Origin of the sequence: Clostridioides sp. ZZV14-6345 (assembly GCF_020657775.1) — a bacterium.
Lineage (GTDB): Bacteria > Bacillota > Clostridia > Peptostreptococcales > Peptostreptococcaceae > Clostridioides > Clostridioides difficile_D.
In genome coordinates, this window is the sequence record NZ_JAGWCX010000002.1 from 50,691 (window position 1) to 66,438 (window position 15,748).

The following is a 15,748-nucleotide window of genomic DNA, read 5'->3' on the forward strand; positions in this document are numbered from 1 at the left end:
TAATTTAAAGAGTTATATTATGATATTTATAATTTAATCATATGATAAACTATTTTAGCAGTATCATATAATTCATCTATATTTACATATTCATTAACTGTGTGCACATCATACATACCTAGACTTAATATAGCACAATTATATCCAAGATTAGCTAATATATTTGCATCACTTCCACCACCAATTACCATTGGTTTTGGGACAACACCAACTTGTCTTATTGCTTCTTCACTTAACTTGAAAACATGACTATCTCTACTAAGTTCAAAACTAGGATAAGACATATTATGTTCAAAAGTATAGGTAGTATTAAATTTAGATGCAGCATCTTTACAACATTTCTCCATATGATTAAGCTCATATTCTAAAGTTTCAGGTATATGAGACCTAATTTCAGCAGTAAATGTAACCTTATCAGTTACTATATTTGTAGCCCCACCACCTTCTATTTTACCTATATTTGAAGTAGTTAATGAATCTATTCTGCCTATGTGCATATTGCTTATTGCATGAGATGCTACCAATATAGCATTTAAGCCTTTTTCAGGCTCTATACCAGCATGTGCTTTTTTCCCATGAAAAGATATTTTTATAGATTGTTGAGCAGGAGCTTTGTATGCTATCGAACCAATAGCCCCACCAGAATCTAAAATCACCATATCTTTACAAGGTAAGTTGTCAGGATTAAAGTTTTTGACACCATGCATACCAGCTTCCTCACAGATTGTAAAACAAAGATAAATATCTCTATGTGGTATTTTCTCTGTAATGACATGTTCTAAAGCTTCAAGTATGGCAGCTATTCCAGCCTTATCATCTGCACCAAGTGTAGTAGTTCCATCACTTCTAACTACATTACCATCTAGTACTGGTTTTACACCTAAGCAAGGTTGAACTTGGTCCATATGTGCACATAAACAAAGCGGTCTACTTCCTTCTTCACCTTTTATATACGCAATTACATTACCTGTATTACCACCATATTTTTCACCAGCATCATCTATAATGGCATCTATGTTTCTTTCTTTTAAATAGTTTACCAACCACTTAGACATTTCTAATTCTTGATTAGATGGGCTATCAATTCTAACCATGTCCATAAAATTATTTATAAGTCTATTTTTATCTAACATAAGTTACTTCTCCTTTTAGAAAGATTTAAAAAATTACATACTATATGAAGGTAGTATTCCAGGTCCTAATGGAATATTAAACACCATAAATAATATAAGTAATATAGTCCATACTATTAAGAATGATATAGAGTATGGTATCATATTAGCAATTACAGTACCCATACCAGCATCTTTATCGTATTTTCTAGTGAATGCTAGTATAATAGGGAAGTACGGGAATAATGGGCTAAGTGGATTTGTGATACAATCACCTATACGATAAGCCATCTGAGTAAGTGCTGGATTGTATCCAACCATCATAAACATTGGTACAAATATAGGTGCAAGAATAGCCCATTTTGCAGATGCACTACCTATAAATAAATTTATAAAGCATGATAATATAATAAATCCTATCAATAATAAAGGTCCATTTATTCCTGCTGATTTTAAAAATTCTCCACCTTTTACAGCTAGTATCAGACCTAGATTACTATTTGTGAATAATTGTAAAAATTGTGAAGCAGCAAATGCTAGTATTATATATCCACCCATATCACCCATTGCACTAGCCATTATAGAGACAACATCCTTATCCTTCTTTATTTTACCTATAGTCTTTCCATATACAACACCAGGTATAAAAAATGCTAGTGCTATTATAGGTACCATACCTTTCATAAGAGGAGCATTGTTTGATAGCAAATCTCCTGTTTCTGGGTCAGCTAAGAATGGTTTTTTACCGATTACACTAAGGACTATTATAATAGCTACATATATTAATATGCTTATACCAGCTTTTTTAAGCCCTTTTTTTTCTACATCATTAAGACTCCCATCAACATCTAATTCTGCATTTCCTTCATATTTACCAAATCTAGGAGCTACAATTTTTTCTGTTACCCATGTTGCCAATAGTATTAGAACAAAAGTTGATGCTATCATAAAAAATAAGTTCATTGTTGCATTAGCTTGAAAACCAGAGTCAATCATTTGAGCTGCTGGAACTGTAAAGCTTGCAGCAAGTATATCATTGACACTTATCATAATGTTTGCGGCAAATCCTAGACAGACTGCTGCATATCCAGAAAATAAACCTATAAGTGGATGTCTACCAACACCAAGATATACAAGTGCAGCTAATGGTGGAAATAGTATTGTACCTGCATCAGATGCTATATTGGCAAGCATACCTATAGTCATTACAACAAGAGTTACTTTTGTTTCAGGAATCTTGCTTACTGATGCTTTGATTGTTGCTGTCATAAGTCCTGTTTTATCACATACACCAGCACCTATCATAGTTACTAAAACTAGACCTAAAGGAGCGAATCCCTGGAAATTACTAACTATGTTTCCTAAAAGAATTTGAAGCTGTTCTACAGTCAATAAATTTACAGCAGTTATAGTTTCGCCAGTACCAGGATGAACTACTGATATACCCATAGAACCAACTAGACTAGATAGTATAAGTAAAAGTACACATAACCCTAGAAATATTGTAACCGGGTCTGGTAATTTATTACCAACAGTTTCTATTCTGTTTAATGTCCTGTCAAAAAAGTTTTTCTTCTTAACTACGTTATCATTCATAATATCCTCCCTAATGTTTAAAAATATAATTAAAAAATAAGTATTGTGGTTCAATTTATAATGTAAATTCTGCTTGTCGATTTAAGACGTGTCCACAATATGTCCTAAAGAAAGTATAAAATAAACTTTTTACTGTGTCAATGCAATTTTCTGAATTTTCTGGTTGAGTAGTGTTAATTAAATATGTTTCAAGTAGATTAATGGCGAAAAATATCTGATAAATTTGGACAATATATATACTTTAAAGTTAATTTTAAAATAAAATTTTATAAAAAGCTAGTGGAAGATTAAGTTATTAAAACAAATAGTGTAACAAAATGTTGGGTTTTTGGAATAGCTAAAACTATCACTATACGTGAGGGTAAATATCTTTATCATATTTTTTATAAATAAATATCAAGGAGATTTTATAGAGGATAATATATTTTAGTAACTATTTATTGTTTATGTTTAATCTAAAAACTAAACGGAGAGAAGTATCCTGTTACAAAAATAAAGTGAAAGATAACAAAGGATGGTATAGCCTTTACAGCATATACCACCCTTAGTATTATGAAAATAATCTTTAACAGACTTATAAAGTTTTATCGTGTTTTTCTAGGAATGTTAGATATTCTTCCTTAGTCATAACTGGAGTAAAGGCATCTAATATATCTTTAGCATCCTTAGCATTATCAAAAAGAAGGTCTACAACTGTAAGTGCCATTGCTTTAGCAGGAATTATGTACGCTAAATCTTCATCAACTATTTCAAAATCTCTTGTATGAAGAGCACCTTTTACACCACCAATCATAGGGTGAAGAGTAGGCATTATATGAGATACATCTCCAAAATCAAAAGAACCTGTAAAGTCTCCACCATCAATAACTTTTCCTTTTAGACCTAAATCTTCAAGATTGTTTCTAAATAAATTATCAAGATTTTTATATCTTAATATTGGAAGATATCCAGGAATTTCAGTTATTTCAACATCAGCTCCGACTGCCATTCCACCAGCCATCAAAGCCTTATTTATTCTTTCATTAGCATCAATCATACCGTTTATAGTTCTAGCTCTAACATATGATTCCATATGAACATCAGCAGGAACAACATTTACTATATCTCCACCTTTTGTTATGATAGGGTGGAATCTAACTCTTTCAGATTCTTTAAAAGTTTCTCTAAGTGCATTTACATTGTTTATAGCAAGCATTGCTGCATTTAAAGCATTTATTCCATCATGTGGAGCAGAACCAGCATGAGATTCTTTACCTATAAACTTAACTTTTTTGCCAACGAATCCATTACTCTCAGGACCAACTAGAGCCTTATCTTCTCCTAAATCAGAAGAGTGAAACATCATAGATATATCTATATCATCAAAATAACCTCTTTTTATTAACTCTTGTTTTCCACCAAAGTAAGTTATTCTTCCTTCTTTTTTTAGTTGTTCTCTGTATTCCAACTCAATGAATTCTTCTGCAGGAGTAGCCATAAAAGATACTTTACCATCTAAATGTTCTAAAACGCCACTTTTTACTAAACCAACAGCAGCACCTAACATTCCAGCTATCTGAATATTGTGACCACAAGTATGAGATGCACCTATTTCATTAGCATCTTTATGTTCTTTACATGATATACCATCTAGTTCTCCAAGTATAGATATATGAGGACCTTCTTTACTAGAATTTGCATCTGCCTTACATCCTGTTACAGCTATATTTTTTTCTACAGATAAGTTTAATTCTTGTTCAAAGAAGTTTGAAACAGCTTCTGTAGTTTTAAATTCTTTATATCCATATTCTGGGTTCTTGTATATTCCTTGACCTATTTTCAATATTTTTTCTCTATTTTCATCTATAGTCTTTATTACTAGAGATTTTAATTGTTCTTTATTCATAATAAATTCCTCCTATATTTTACCTTGAATACTTAAAACTATATGAGCTATACTTGCACATGCAAAGAATATAGTTGTAAAGACAATAATTGAGATTATAACTATTTTCCATGACATTTCTTTTAAAGCTTCTATTTTATTTCCAACAGAAATTCCTGCAAAAGCTAGTAGTGGAGTAGTTATAGCCATAAAGTTAATATTATTAGTGTTAGTTAAAAATACTTCAGATGTTGGGCTATAAGGCATACTAAGTAAAAGTCCTATTATAGTTGCAAATCCAAAGGCTGGAAAGATTGATTTAGGAAATAAATCTTTAAATATTGTACTTATCTAAAATAAAAAATACGTTTTCTTAAGCATAATACGTTTTCCTATATAAAATAACAAAAACTATTTCAGATAAGTTTTAGAAGTGTCATTAACATGTCCTTAACTAAGGATAAAACAAAAATTTAACATTGTCAACGAAAAATATCTAAAATATTACATATTTTGAATATATTGTAATAAGGCTTTATTTATCAAAAAATTGTTTAAATATTGTAGGAATAATAGGTAAAAAGCTTTAAAATTAATAATATAAAATTAAAAAATAGTAAATTAAAATTTTAAAATAGATGGATGAAAGTAGCTTAGAAAATATAGAAATGAATAGTACAATAGAATATAATACAGAAGCAGTCTTAATTAGTTGTAAAAATAAAGATTAAATAAATTTAATGACTTTAGTAGGTGGTAGTGAATGAAAATAAATAGATTAACAGAAATAATAGTAATACTATTAAATAAAAAACTAGTAACAGCTAAAGAGTTGGCTAAGAGATTTGAGGTTTCTACAAGAACCATATATAGAGATATAGAAACTTTGTCTATGTCAGGAGTACCAGTATATACGACGAAAGGCAAGGGAGGAGGAATATCTTTAATAGAAGAATATTCTATAGATAAGACCATTTTGTCAAAAGAAGATAAAGAGAGTTTAATAGTGGCACTGAAAACATTACAAGCAACAAAGTATCCAGAAATAAATTCAGTAGTAAATAAAATTGGTTCAATATTTGGAGAGCAGAACTTTGCAAACTGGATTGAAATAGACTTTACTGAATGGGGAAGTAATTTTAATGAAGATGATAAATTTACAAAAATAAAAGAAGCTATTTTAAGGCGTAATACCATAAGCTTTGATTATGTAAATAGTTTCTCAAGTCAAACAAACAGAACTGTCGAGCCTATGAAGCTTATGTATAAGAGTAAGACTTGGTATTTGTATGGATTTTGTAAATTAAAGGCTGATTTTAGGATATTTAGAATTAGTAGAATAAAGAATTTAGTTGTAAAAGAAGAAGTATTTTCAAGAAAGGTTATAGAGGATGTATGTTTGAATGATTCTAAGGTAATTAAGGAAAATACTATAACTTTGAAATTGAGGTTTAAAGAAAAGATGCTTTTTAGAGTATTTGATGATTTTAATAAAGATTTAATAACCAAGAATGAAGATAATACATACGATGTAATTACAGAATTTCCTGTTGGGGAGTGGATTTATGGATATATTTTATCATTTGGGGATAATGTTGAAGTACTTGAACCTAGAGATGTTAGAGATAATGTAATAACTAGGTTAAAAGAGTTATCTAGAGTTTATTTATTAGAAAATAATGACTAGACTAAAGATTTTATCTAGAATTTATTTATTAGAAAATAATAGCTAGACTAAAGAAGTTATATAAAGTTTGTTCGTTACAAAATGTCTCACTAAGTTTAATTATATTAAAAATATGACATAAAGGTGTCGTATATTATAAATTATAATTAAATAAGTTCAAGACTAAAATAGATTAATAAAAACAAAGTGAGGTATAAAGTATGGATTATGAAATAGTAAATATAAGTAAAAAAATAGTTATAGGAATATCAAAAGAGACTACAAATAAAGATGGACAAGCGATAAAAGATATAGGTGAATCATGGAAAAAATTTATGGGGAAAGGTATATACAATGCTATAAAAGGCAAAAAAAATGAAAAGACAATAGGTTTATATACAGATTACCAAGGTGATTTTACAAGTCCGTATAATTTTGTTGCATGTTGTGAAGTAAATACTGATGTGGATAAATATAATAATTTAGACGAATTAAATGCTAAGGATAGTGTTGGAGAAATTGTTGTGAGTAAAGTTATACCAGCAGGTAAGTATGCAAAGTTTATTATAGTAGGAGATGCTCAAAAAGCTTTGGGAGAGTTTTGGGCTAAATTTTGGGAAATGGATTTTGATAGGACTTATATAAGTGATTTTGAAGAATATCAAAATAATATGTATGATATGAATAAACAGGAAATTCACATCTACATAGGTATAAAGTAAATTTATTTGTAGGATTTAGTATATAAAATTTACAGTCTGGAAATATTTATGTATATTTTTTAGATAAAAAACACGGTAAAATCTTGATTATCCCCTAAAACACTGTATCTATCGCAATATCTAAGGATTAGAAACACTAATTTTACTACTTACGAATGAGCCTTGATATGCCGATAATCTGAGATTTGCAAAGATATGGTACAGCACATCAGTATTGAAACATCAAAATTGAATAAAGCATATAGACTAAGGAACGCCACAAAGAAGCGTTCCTTAGGTGTAAGCATTATTTATGATTCATTTAAGTTTTTTACTAATTCAACGAAATTAGTTAGATTCTGTGAAAGCCATTTATCTTTGTGATATATTAATTGTGATTCTATTATATAATGTGTTTGATAATCAATTTTCGCTAATTCTTTCTTATTTAACTCATTCTGAACAACTAACTGTGGTAAAATACATATTCCCAAATTACTTAAAACTGCTTGTTTTATAACTTGTAAACTGCTAGTTTCAAGAACGATTTTAGGATTTATGGAATACTCTAATAAATCTTTTTCAAACATTTTTCTGTAGCAACAATTTTTTCCAGTTAGAATAAGTTTTTGATTTTCAAAATCATAGATTGATACATTCTCTTTTTTTGCTAATTGCTGTTGAGGTGTGGAAAAAGCACAAATAGTTTCACTGATTCTTACAACAGTTTTTAAACTTGGATGATTAATAGGAGTATCTAATACATAAGCTATATCTATTGTATTGTCTGATAGTAAAGATATAATATCTGGTGTATCTAAAACATATAAGTATATTTCTACAGCAGGATATTTAGTTTGGTAAGATTCTATAATATATGGCAGTCTATATATGCAGATTGATTCAGAAGCACCTATAACTATGCGTCCTTTCTCATTGTTTAAAAAGTTCTCTTTTAATTCTTTTGACAGACTTAGTATTTTTTTTGCATAGGGGATTAAATCATGTCCAGCAGAAGTTAGAGTAATGTTTTTTCCAATACGTTCAAAAAGTCTGACATCTAATTCTTCTTCGAGCTGCTTTATTTGCGTTGTTACATGAGACTGTGCGTAGTGAAGATATTCAGCAGTTTTTGTAAAATTTTTAATTTCACTTAAAAGTAAAAATGTTTCTAAATGTTTAAGGTTCATTTTATCTCCTTTCAAACAATCTCAAATCAAGATTGTTTCAATCAAAATAATCTATTTTATCAATTCATTTTTTTATGCTAACATGAAAATATAAAATAATCAATGAAAAATGGAGGTTAGTTATGAAAGCTATAAATTTAGTAAAAGAAGTTAATGTGTTAGAAAATTTGTATGTTTATAAGAAAGTTGGATATTTGAATTCTCATGTTCTTAGCGTTGTTCAAGTTGAAAACCGTACCTTGGATTTTCATACACATGAATTTTCAGATGAACTTTTTTTTGTAATCGAAGGCAGTTTTAATTTAGAAACAGAAGCTGGAAAAACTAAAGTAAATGCTGGAGAATTTATTATTGTTCCTAAAGGTATGAAACATCGCCCCGTAGTTGAAAAATTAACAAAGTTTTTAATGATAGAGTTAGAGGGAACATTAAACAAAGAAAATAGTGGCGATTTATATGAAGACTAAAGTTACCTATGTATGAAAGAGTGTTAAATAAGCAAGTTATTCTGTTCATTAAAGATATGACGAGATATTGTGGTGAAACGTAGTATTATTTGTGAGAAAAATGAAGAGATTTCATGAGGATATTAACTTATGAATTTTGATATAGAACTATTGCTTCACAAATGATGACATGAAAAGCGAGGAGTTTTTTACTTGTTTTTGATATGCTTTATGTAAAGGAGGTAAATGTAATGAAAGATTTATTAGGATATGAAGAGTATAGTTTTGTAAGTTCTAAAGATAAGGAATTTATATTGGCTTTTAATGCTGAAATGAATAGGCTTGGTTATACTTGTAATCAAACAATAGGAGAAGGATATTGTTGGGGTCGTAAAATGATTATTTACACAAAAGCAGGAGTAAAAAGTAAAAAATCATATGCTCGGATTTATCTGCGTGAAAATGATTTAATTCTACGTATGTATTTCAGCAATGTGGATAAGCAGAGACAGGCTATTGAACAAGCCCCAGACTATATTCAGCAAGCTTTTACAGGAGATTATGGAGCTTGTAAACATTGTCATAATATGAAAGAGGATTGTTCATGTAACCATAGGAAAAGCTATACCATTCACGGCAAGAGATATGAATTATGCGACGGATTTGCTTTTTGGTTTTTTTCTCCAGATGTTACAAAAATCCCAGAATATATTAAGCTGTTTCTTGCCTTTTACCCTAAAAAGAGGAAAAAGTAATAACAAATTTTTTGTTTGTATGTTAACAGGAAAATATAAAATAGTGTCGATTTATATGAAGATTAAAGTTACTTATGTATGAAAGAAGGCTAAATAAGCAAGTTGTTCTAAGCATTAAAGATATGACGAGATATTGTAGTGAAATGCAGTATTATTTAAACAAAAGTATATCTATTGGCAGATGACTCTATTTTGTACCATCAATAAATAGAGTATCCTTTGAAATCTCTTTATTATCTACAAGAAAGTTTGTAAACTGTGCAAACAAATTTTTGCTTACTAGTGAAAAATGAATACTATGAAATCTTGCAATTGTTGAATGGTCTGGAGCATACAAGAATCCCAGGCTCTTTTGAACTTGGGATTTATTTTTTTTATTGTCCAAAAATCATTTCACATTCTTTATTGTAAAAAGAAATTCCGACTTTTAAGATATTATTTATTCCTAATGCTAATAATTCATTATCATACTTTTTATCATTTATCTGTTTTAGTGCTATTTTAGCATCTTTTAATAATAATTCTTCTTTATCAGATTTTTTAAATTCCATAATAATTCCTAATTCAGATGGATTTTTAGGTATTATAAGTAGGTCTGCCCTTCCATCTCCAGCTTCTCTATTTGACTTAATTATATAATTATCTGAAAGTAAAGCCATAATACCAATAGTAAATACATGGTAATATTGTTCGCTTTCATCTCCTTTTAAATCAAAATAACTAAATACTCCAGCTAATATTTCTTTAAATCCTTTTTTAAATGATTCTGTATCTCCTTTTATTAAACTTAAAACAATAGGAATATATTCTTCTATTTTCATATCAATATTAAACCATTTAATTATTTCATTTTTAAAGAAATGTAAAACTTCTTTGTTAGGAATTATTAACCCAACTTGCCCATAATCATATTCATTAGATATCTTTAAATATCCACTAAAATATAATAAACTCCAAGGAGAAGTTGATTCATCTGCAATATATCTAAATGCTATATTCTCATCAATAATATCTATTACTTCTTCTCCACTTATAAGTTTTTCAATACCATCCTTGTGCTTAATATTTACAAGCTCAACGACTATATCATTTGAACTTGTGTTTATCCAGTATGGTTTTTCAATGTAGTTACCATATTTAGTAGCGTTCTCTATATATTTCATAATTGACCAAGGATTATATATTTCCATATCTCCAAATTTGTAACCGTCATAGTAATCCTCTAATAACTTTACATTTCTATCTATGCCAAAATGGTTCAGTATTTTCTCTACCTCTTTTTTAGTAAACCCAAAACAACTTTCATAACCTTTATCCCTAATAGTATAAACACTTAAATTATTTAACCCTGAAAAAATACTCTCTTTTGCTACTCTAAGAACGCCAGTCATAATTACTTTTTTTACATGTATATTATCTTTTATTGAATTTGAATAAAATGCTTTCATAAAGTTTATTATTTCTTCATATACCCCCTCTGTATATGCTTTATTAACAGGAGTATCATATTCATCAATCAATAATATTGGTTTTTTACCAGTAGTTAAATGTAATGTCTCAGATAGATATGCTATTGATTCAATTAAATCAGAATCTTTATTAGAATCTAATATGTTCTCAAATTTTTTAGCTTTTCTTCCTGATAATTCATCTATTAGATAATCAAAACGATCCAGCTCATTTTTTATCTTTTTTACAACAAGTTCTTTTAAGCTTTCTAAATCATTTATATCACAACCATTAAAACTTATAAATATAACAGGATATTGCCCCTGTTCTTTCATAATATCTTCATGTTTTGAAATTTCTAAATTTCTAAAAAGTTCTTTATTTTCTTCAGCTTCATTATTATAAAAAAAATACTTAAGCATACTCATGTTTAAAGTTTTTCCAAACCTTCTTGGACGAGTTATCAATATGTACTTATTATCTTCCCATACTTCTTTTATAAACAAACTCTTATCAATAAAATATGCACCACTATTTATATACTCTTTAAAATCAGATGTTCCTATCTCAAAAAATTTCATATTAGACACCTCTCTTATTAATTATTTTAACCTAATTTAGTATTTATTAAAAGCTGATTATTTTTTACAGAATTTAACTTCTTTTAATTTGAAATTAATTCTCTTACAGATGTAAACAAAAAGCTATCTAGGCTAATAGAAAGCCCCTTTAAGTCTTTTTAAAATTCTTTATACATTTTTGTTATGTATTTGTTAGACACACCTCTATGATACAAAAATCTTATTATTGCTAACAACATAACTCTGCTAAAACCATTTTTCAAAACCTTACCACTAAATAATAGCTGAATCTCAAACATAATAAACACTCCCTTTTTATTTTTTATTTAAATAAATACCAAAATCAATCTCACATTTTAATATGAAGTCAGATATATTATTCATCATTTTAGCCATATTTTTATTTATAGCTTTTTTCCAAACAAAAGTATATCTATTAGCAGATGACTCTATTTTGTACCATCAATAAATAGAGTATCCTTTGAAATCTCTTTATTATCTACAAGAAAGTTTGTAAACTATGCAAACAAATTTTTGCTTACTAGTGAAAAATGAAGATGGAGTATTCCACCCATTTTTGATAAATATGATTAGTTAAAATAATCTATAAAGTTAAGTCTAATTTAATCGATAATACATGTATAGTAGTATAAATATTTATAACTAATAAATATTTATACTACTATACATGTTTTTATATAACTAAATAGGCAAGTAACTATCTATTAGAGATTAAGTAAGTGAGCCACTAGATATTAGAGGAGTAAAAGAGCTTGCCATTAAGTATTTAAAGTAGTATAAAGGGTTATTTTCATTTTTGGTAAATTACAAACTCGATATATTATAAAAATTAATATACTGAAATGATTTTAATTAATCTGAAAATTATTTTTTATAAAAATATAAAAAAGATATAAGCGATATTAATTTGATTACTTTTGACAACTTTTTATGTTTTTATACAATTATATTTTTAATAACTCGTCAAAATGCCAAACATATATTACAATAGAGATATAAGTTTTTTTATTGACAAATTGTGTTAAGATGGTTGAATATAATATGGCATAAATAATTACTTTTATTTATCAATGAAATGTATTTATTGTGTAGCGAAAAATAGTCAGATAGTATAGACAATAACTGAAAATAAAAGCATTTATTGTTGTACATATGGAGGAGTTAGTTTTATGGAAAATAAAATTTTGATAGTAGATGATGCTATTTTTATGAGGATGATGATTAAAGAAGCTCTGAGTAAAAGTGGCTATAATAATTTAGTAGAAGCAAATGATGGAGAAGAAGCTTGTAATATATTTAAATATGAAAAGCCTGATTTAATGTTACTTGACATTACAATGCCGAAAAAAGATGGTTTAGAGGTGCTAAGAGAAGTAAAAAAGTTAGATTCAAATGCTAAGGTTGTGATGTGTTCTGCAATAGGACAAGAAAATATGATTGTAGAAGCTATAAAACTTGGAGCGTTAGATTTTATAGTGAAGCCCTTTAAAACAGATACATTAGTCAAAGTTGTAAATAATGCCTTAAAATAAAATGTAAGTATACACCTGATATAGTGAAAAGTACATAAATGAAACAATAAAGGGAGGGGTTTATATTATAAATTATTTAGAACTTGATGATGCTCATATAGATGCACTTAGAGAAATTGGTAATATAGGCTCTGGGAATGCAATTACTGCACTTGCATCCATGATAAATAGTAATATAGAAGTATTAATACCTATGGTCAAGATACTTGAATATAATGAAGCGACAAATCTGCTTGGCGGTCCAGAAAACAAAGTAGTATGTATTTTACTTGATATGAAAGGCGATATTGATGGAATGTTTATATTTTTGTTGGACGAATCAATAACTCAACTCATGTTAAGTTATCTTTTTAATAAAGAAGAAGCTCTTTTGGACGAGATTGAAGAAATTGAAATTTCAGCAATTAAAGAAATAGGAAATATAATGGCAAGCTCATATATAAATGCTATTGCATCTATGTTAAACATGACTATAAGTATATCAGTTCCAGATATATGTATTGATATGGTTGGAGCTGTCTTAAATGTACCTATGATAAGATTTTCAGATGTGGGTGATAAAGTTTTATTTATAGAAAATAAGTTTAAAATGAGTGATAATTATTTTACTAGCCACATTTTGATGATTCCAGAAATGGGCTCACTTAGAGAAATATTAGTGAGATTGGGATTAGAAGTATGAATAGAGAAATAGTAGTAAACATTGCAGATATGAAGATAGCCTATAGACCAAATGTTTTGGTTACTTATGCACTTGGTTCTTGTGTAGGAGTCTGTTTGATAGATAAAGTAGCAGGAATTGGTGGAATGTTACATGTTATGTTGCCATATAGTAAAGATGCTATCAACATTGAAAATAAGTATAAATTTGCTGATACAGGAATAAATGAACTCATTAAGTCTATGGAAAATATAGGTGCAAATAGAATATATATAAAAGCAAAAATTGCTGGGGGAGCTAAGATGTTTTTAGGAAATAGCAATTCATCAATTGCAAGTATAGGATATAGAAATGTTGAAGCAGTAAAAAAAACTCTTTTAGGACTAAATATTCCAATAGTAGCAGAGGACACAGGTATGAATTATGGAAGGACAATACGTTTTTATATTGAAACAGGCGAATTAATTGTAGATTCAATAAATAAAGGTAAAAAGAAAATATAACATAGATTTTATAGAGAGTATATTTTAGGTGGGAGGTATTAAATGAGATTTCCAGATGACCCATATTTAGATTATAAGTTAGTTGATGAAGGAATTAAGTATCTAAAATTTAAAGTAGATGAGCAAGATTTTGGGATTGAACTTGAAAATGTAATAGAAATTATTGGAAATCAAGAAATTATATTTATTCCAGAACTCCCTACATATTCTAAAGGTATAATAAATCTAAGAGGAAAAATTATTCCAATAATAGATATGCGTTTGAGACTTAAAAAAAATGATTTAATTATTACCAATTGTACGTATATAGTAGTAATTGAAATAAAAGATTTAGTAGTTGGATTTGTGGTTGATAAAGTTGATGAGATAATAAGTTTAGAAAAAAGTCAAATATCACTTCCACCAAGGGTTACTCTCGAATATTCAGATTATTTTGTAAGCGGTATTGGAGAATTAGATAGTAAAATAATTACTTTACTAGATTTAGAGAAACTTTTGACCGATAAAGACGAAATTTTAATAGACAAAGTAATTAATGAATATAATTGTACTATCATATAGTACAAGGGTATAACTATAAGATTACTATAAAAATATTATGAAGGGAATATATGGAAATATAGTGGTATAATTATTAAGTACAAAAATTTTAAGCTATTAAAATTTGAATATATTATGTTTAAGAGAGGTTTGTATATGGAAAATAAGCAACAAGGAACAATTTTAGTTGTTGATGATAGTGTTTTAATGTGTGACTTAGTAGATAAAGCACTTACAAAAGATAATTTTAATGTGAAGAAAGCATTTAATGCAATAGAGGCAAAAGAGTTTCTTGAAGAATTTATACCAGACATTATTTTGCTTGATATAATTTTACCAGATAACTCTGGTTTTGATTTTTGTAAGGTCGTGAAATCTAATGTTCGCACAGCAGATATACCTATAATCTTTATAACTTCAAAAAATGCAGATACAGATATAGTAAGGGGATTTGGAGTAGGTGCAATAGATTATATGGTAAAACCTTTTAGTATGACAGAATTAAAAGCTCGTATTATGGCTCATCTTGAAGTAAAGAAATCTCAAGATAAATTAAAAAAGATAAATAAAGAACTAGAATCTTCTCTTGAAAAATTGAATAGACTCGTTGTAAGAGATTATCTTACAGGTCTTTACAATAGACGACACATAATTAATCAGCTTATGGAGCAAAGAAAAATTAATCAGTATAAGGGAACATCAATATCACTTATTCTTGGAGATATTGATGACTTTAAGGTTATTAATGATACTTATGGGCATGATGCAGGGGATTTTGTGTTGACAGTAATATCAAGTATAATAAAAAAGAATTGTAGACAAATTGACACTGTATCAAGATGGGGTGGAGAAGAGTTTTTGATAATGCTTACAAATACTTCGATAGAAGATGCTAAAGTCCTTTCAGAAAGAATTCGTAAAGAGGTAAAGGAATTTGACTTCAAGTATAAAGAAAATAAAATAAAAAGTACTATTACGTTAGGGGTAGTAGAAGTAAACTCAAATATATCCTTAGAAGAAAACATATCCTTAGCGGATAAAGCTATGTATGAGGGCAAAAGTTTAGGAAAAGATTGTAGTGTAGTAAGTACAATGAAAGGATTAAAGAAGATATAAACTTATTTTATAAAG

The 15,748-nt window shown here is 28.1% G+C and carries 16 protein-coding genes; 9 read left to right on the plus strand and 7 right to left on the minus strand.

Annotated elements, in window-relative coordinates:
- Nucleotides 1-26: 26 nt before the first annotated feature.
- The 4 genes from KGF39_RS00785 to KGF39_RS00800 all read right to left on the minus strand — a co-directional run bounded on the left by KGF39_RS00785 (nt 27) and on the right by KGF39_RS00800 (nt 4,839).
- Nucleotides 27-1,133, minus strand: coding sequence for a M20/M25/M40 family metallo-hydrolase (locus tag KGF39_RS00785; protein WP_227820816.1), 1,107 nt, complete (start codon nt 1,131-1,133; stop codon nt 27-29).
- Nucleotides 1,134-1,166: 33 nt separating this feature from the next.
- Nucleotides 1,167-2,708, minus strand: a complete 1,542-nt coding sequence (locus tag KGF39_RS00790; RefSeq protein WP_227820817.1) for an AbgT family transporter — start codon at nt 2,706-2,708, stop codon at nt 1,167-1,169.
- Between the two features lie 574 nt (nt 2,709-3,282).
- Entirely contained in the window at nt 3,283-4,593 is a 1,311-nt protein-coding gene (locus KGF39_RS00795; RefSeq protein WP_227820818.1) for a M20 family metallopeptidase, read from the minus strand.
- 12 nt (nt 4,594-4,605) lie between these two features.
- Nucleotides 4,606-4,839, minus strand: coding sequence for a hypothetical protein (locus tag KGF39_RS00800; RefSeq protein WP_227820819.1), 234 nt, complete (start codon nt 4,837-4,839; stop codon nt 4,606-4,608).
- Nucleotides 4,840-5,335: 496 nt separating this feature from the next.
- Between KGF39_RS00800 and KGF39_RS00805 the strand changes: the two genes are divergently transcribed.
- Both KGF39_RS00805 and KGF39_RS00810 read left to right on the plus strand, forming a co-directional pair.
- Nucleotides 5,336-6,259 carry a helix-turn-helix transcriptional regulator gene (locus tag KGF39_RS00805; protein ID WP_227820820.1) on the plus strand — a complete coding sequence of 308 codons (924 nt, stop codon included), beginning with the start codon at nt 5,336-5,338 and terminating at the stop codon, nt 6,257-6,259.
- A gap of 200 nt (nt 6,260-6,459) precedes the next feature.
- Nucleotides 6,460-6,960: a GyrI-like domain-containing protein gene (locus KGF39_RS00810; RefSeq protein ID WP_227820821.1), complete on the plus strand. Its 501-nt coding sequence runs from the start codon at nt 6,460-6,462 to the stop codon at nt 6,958-6,960.
- Between the two features lie 290 nt (nt 6,961-7,250).
- Here the strand turns inward: KGF39_RS00810 and KGF39_RS00815 are convergent, their stop codons facing one another.
- Nucleotides 7,251-8,129 carry a LysR family transcriptional regulator gene (locus KGF39_RS00815; protein WP_227820822.1) on the minus strand — a complete coding sequence of 293 codons (879 nt, stop codon included), beginning with the start codon at nt 8,127-8,129 and terminating at the stop codon, nt 7,251-7,253.
- Between the two features lie 122 nt (nt 8,130-8,251).
- Between KGF39_RS00815 and KGF39_RS00820 the strand changes: the two genes are divergently transcribed.
- Nucleotides 8,252-8,596: a cupin domain-containing protein gene (locus KGF39_RS00820; protein ID WP_227820823.1), complete on the plus strand. Its 345-nt coding sequence runs from the start codon at nt 8,252-8,254 to the stop codon at nt 8,594-8,596.
- 230 nt (nt 8,597-8,826) lie between these two features.
- Nucleotides 8,827-9,330 (plus strand): hypothetical protein, encoded by a 504-nt coding sequence (locus KGF39_RS00825; RefSeq protein ID WP_227820824.1) that lies wholly within the window; start codon nt 8,827-8,829, stop codon nt 9,328-9,330.
- A gap of 374 nt (nt 9,331-9,704) precedes the next feature.
- On the opposite strand, the gene KGF39_RS00830 is transcribed toward KGF39_RS00825, so the two are convergent.
- Together KGF39_RS00830 and KGF39_RS00835 are read right to left on the minus strand one after the other, a co-directional pair.
- Nucleotides 9,705-11,360: an AAA family ATPase gene (locus tag KGF39_RS00830; RefSeq protein ID WP_227820825.1), complete on the minus strand. Its 1,656-nt coding sequence runs from the start codon at nt 11,358-11,360 to the stop codon at nt 9,705-9,707.
- A gap of 158 nt (nt 11,361-11,518) precedes the next feature.
- Nucleotides 11,519-11,659, minus strand: a complete 141-nt coding sequence (locus KGF39_RS00835) for a hypothetical protein (RefSeq protein WP_227820826.1) — start codon at nt 11,657-11,659, stop codon at nt 11,519-11,521.
- Nucleotides 11,660-12,550: 891 nt separating this feature from the next.
- Between KGF39_RS00835 and KGF39_RS00840 the strand changes: the two genes are divergently transcribed.
- The 5 genes from KGF39_RS00840 to KGF39_RS00860 all read left to right on the plus strand — a co-directional run bounded on the left by KGF39_RS00840 (nt 12,551) and on the right by KGF39_RS00860 (nt 15,733).
- Complete coding sequence (locus KGF39_RS00840; RefSeq protein ID WP_227820827.1) at nt 12,551-12,913, plus strand: response regulator; 363 nt, start codon at nt 12,551-12,553, stop codon at nt 12,911-12,913.
- A 97-nt stretch (nt 12,914-13,010) separates the two neighbouring features.
- Nucleotides 13,011-13,595: a chemotaxis protein CheC gene (locus KGF39_RS20105; RefSeq protein ID WP_227820862.1), complete on the plus strand. Its 585-nt coding sequence runs from the start codon at nt 13,011-13,013 to the stop codon at nt 13,593-13,595.
- On the plus strand, nt 13,592-14,077 hold the full coding sequence (locus tag KGF39_RS00850; RefSeq protein ID WP_227820828.1) for a chemotaxis protein CheD: 486 nt from the start codon (nt 13,592-13,594) through the stop codon (nt 14,075-14,077). Before KGF39_RS20105 ends, KGF39_RS00850 begins: the two co-directional genes overlap by 4 nt.
- 42 nt (nt 14,078-14,119) lie before the next feature.
- The gene (locus KGF39_RS00855; protein ID WP_227820829.1) at nt 14,120-14,638 is read left to right on the plus strand and encodes a chemotaxis protein CheW; all 519 of its coding nucleotides are present in this window, start codon (nt 14,120-14,122) and stop codon (nt 14,636-14,638) included.
- A gap of 135 nt (nt 14,639-14,773) precedes the next feature.
- On the plus strand, nt 14,774-15,733 hold the full coding sequence (locus KGF39_RS00860) for a diguanylate cyclase (protein WP_227820830.1): 960 nt from the start codon (nt 14,774-14,776) through the stop codon (nt 15,731-15,733).
- Nucleotides 15,734-15,748 lie beyond the last annotated feature (15 nt).

Coding starts and splice junctions, on each gene's coding strand:
- KGF39_RS00785 (WP_227820816.1), bottom strand. CDS start 1,133: ATGTTAGATAAAAATAGACTTATAAATAATTTTATGGACATGGTTAGA.
- KGF39_RS00790 (WP_227820817.1), bottom strand. CDS start 2,708: ATGAATGATAACGTAGTTAAGAAGAAAAACTTTTTTGACAGGACATTA.
- KGF39_RS00795 (WP_227820818.1), bottom strand. CDS start 4,593: ATGAATAAAGAACAATTAAAATCTCTAGTAATAAAGACTATAGATGAA.
- KGF39_RS00800 (WP_227820819.1), bottom strand. CDS start 4,839: ATGCCTTATAGCCCAACATCTGAAGTATTTTTAACTAACACTAATAAT.
- KGF39_RS00805 (WP_227820820.1), top strand. CDS start 5,336: ATGAAAATAAATAGATTAACAGAAATAATAGTAATACTATTAAATAAA.
- KGF39_RS00810 (WP_227820821.1), top strand. CDS start 6,460: ATGGATTATGAAATAGTAAATATAAGTAAAAAAATAGTTATAGGAATA.
- KGF39_RS00815 (WP_227820822.1), bottom strand. CDS start 8,129: ATGAACCTTAAACATTTAGAAACATTTTTACTTTTAAGTGAAATTAAA.
- KGF39_RS00820 (WP_227820823.1), top strand. CDS start 8,252: ATGAAAGCTATAAATTTAGTAAAAGAAGTTAATGTGTTAGAAAATTTG.
- KGF39_RS00825 (WP_227820824.1), top strand. CDS start 8,827: ATGAAAGATTTATTAGGATATGAAGAGTATAGTTTTGTAAGTTCTAAA.
- KGF39_RS00830 (WP_227820825.1), bottom strand. CDS start 11,360: ATGAAATTTTTTGAGATAGGAACATCTGATTTTAAAGAGTATATAAAT.
- KGF39_RS00835 (WP_227820826.1), bottom strand. CDS start 11,659: ATGTTTGAGATTCAGCTATTATTTAGTGGTAAGGTTTTGAAAAATGGT.
- KGF39_RS00840 (WP_227820827.1), top strand. CDS start 12,551: ATGGAAAATAAAATTTTGATAGTAGATGATGCTATTTTTATGAGGATG.
- KGF39_RS00850 (WP_227820828.1), top strand. CDS start 13,592: ATGAATAGAGAAATAGTAGTAAACATTGCAGATATGAAGATAGCCTAT.
- KGF39_RS00855 (WP_227820829.1), top strand. CDS start 14,120: ATGAGATTTCCAGATGACCCATATTTAGATTATAAGTTAGTTGATGAA.
- KGF39_RS00860 (WP_227820830.1), top strand. CDS start 14,774: ATGGAAAATAAGCAACAAGGAACAATTTTAGTTGTTGATGATAGTGTT.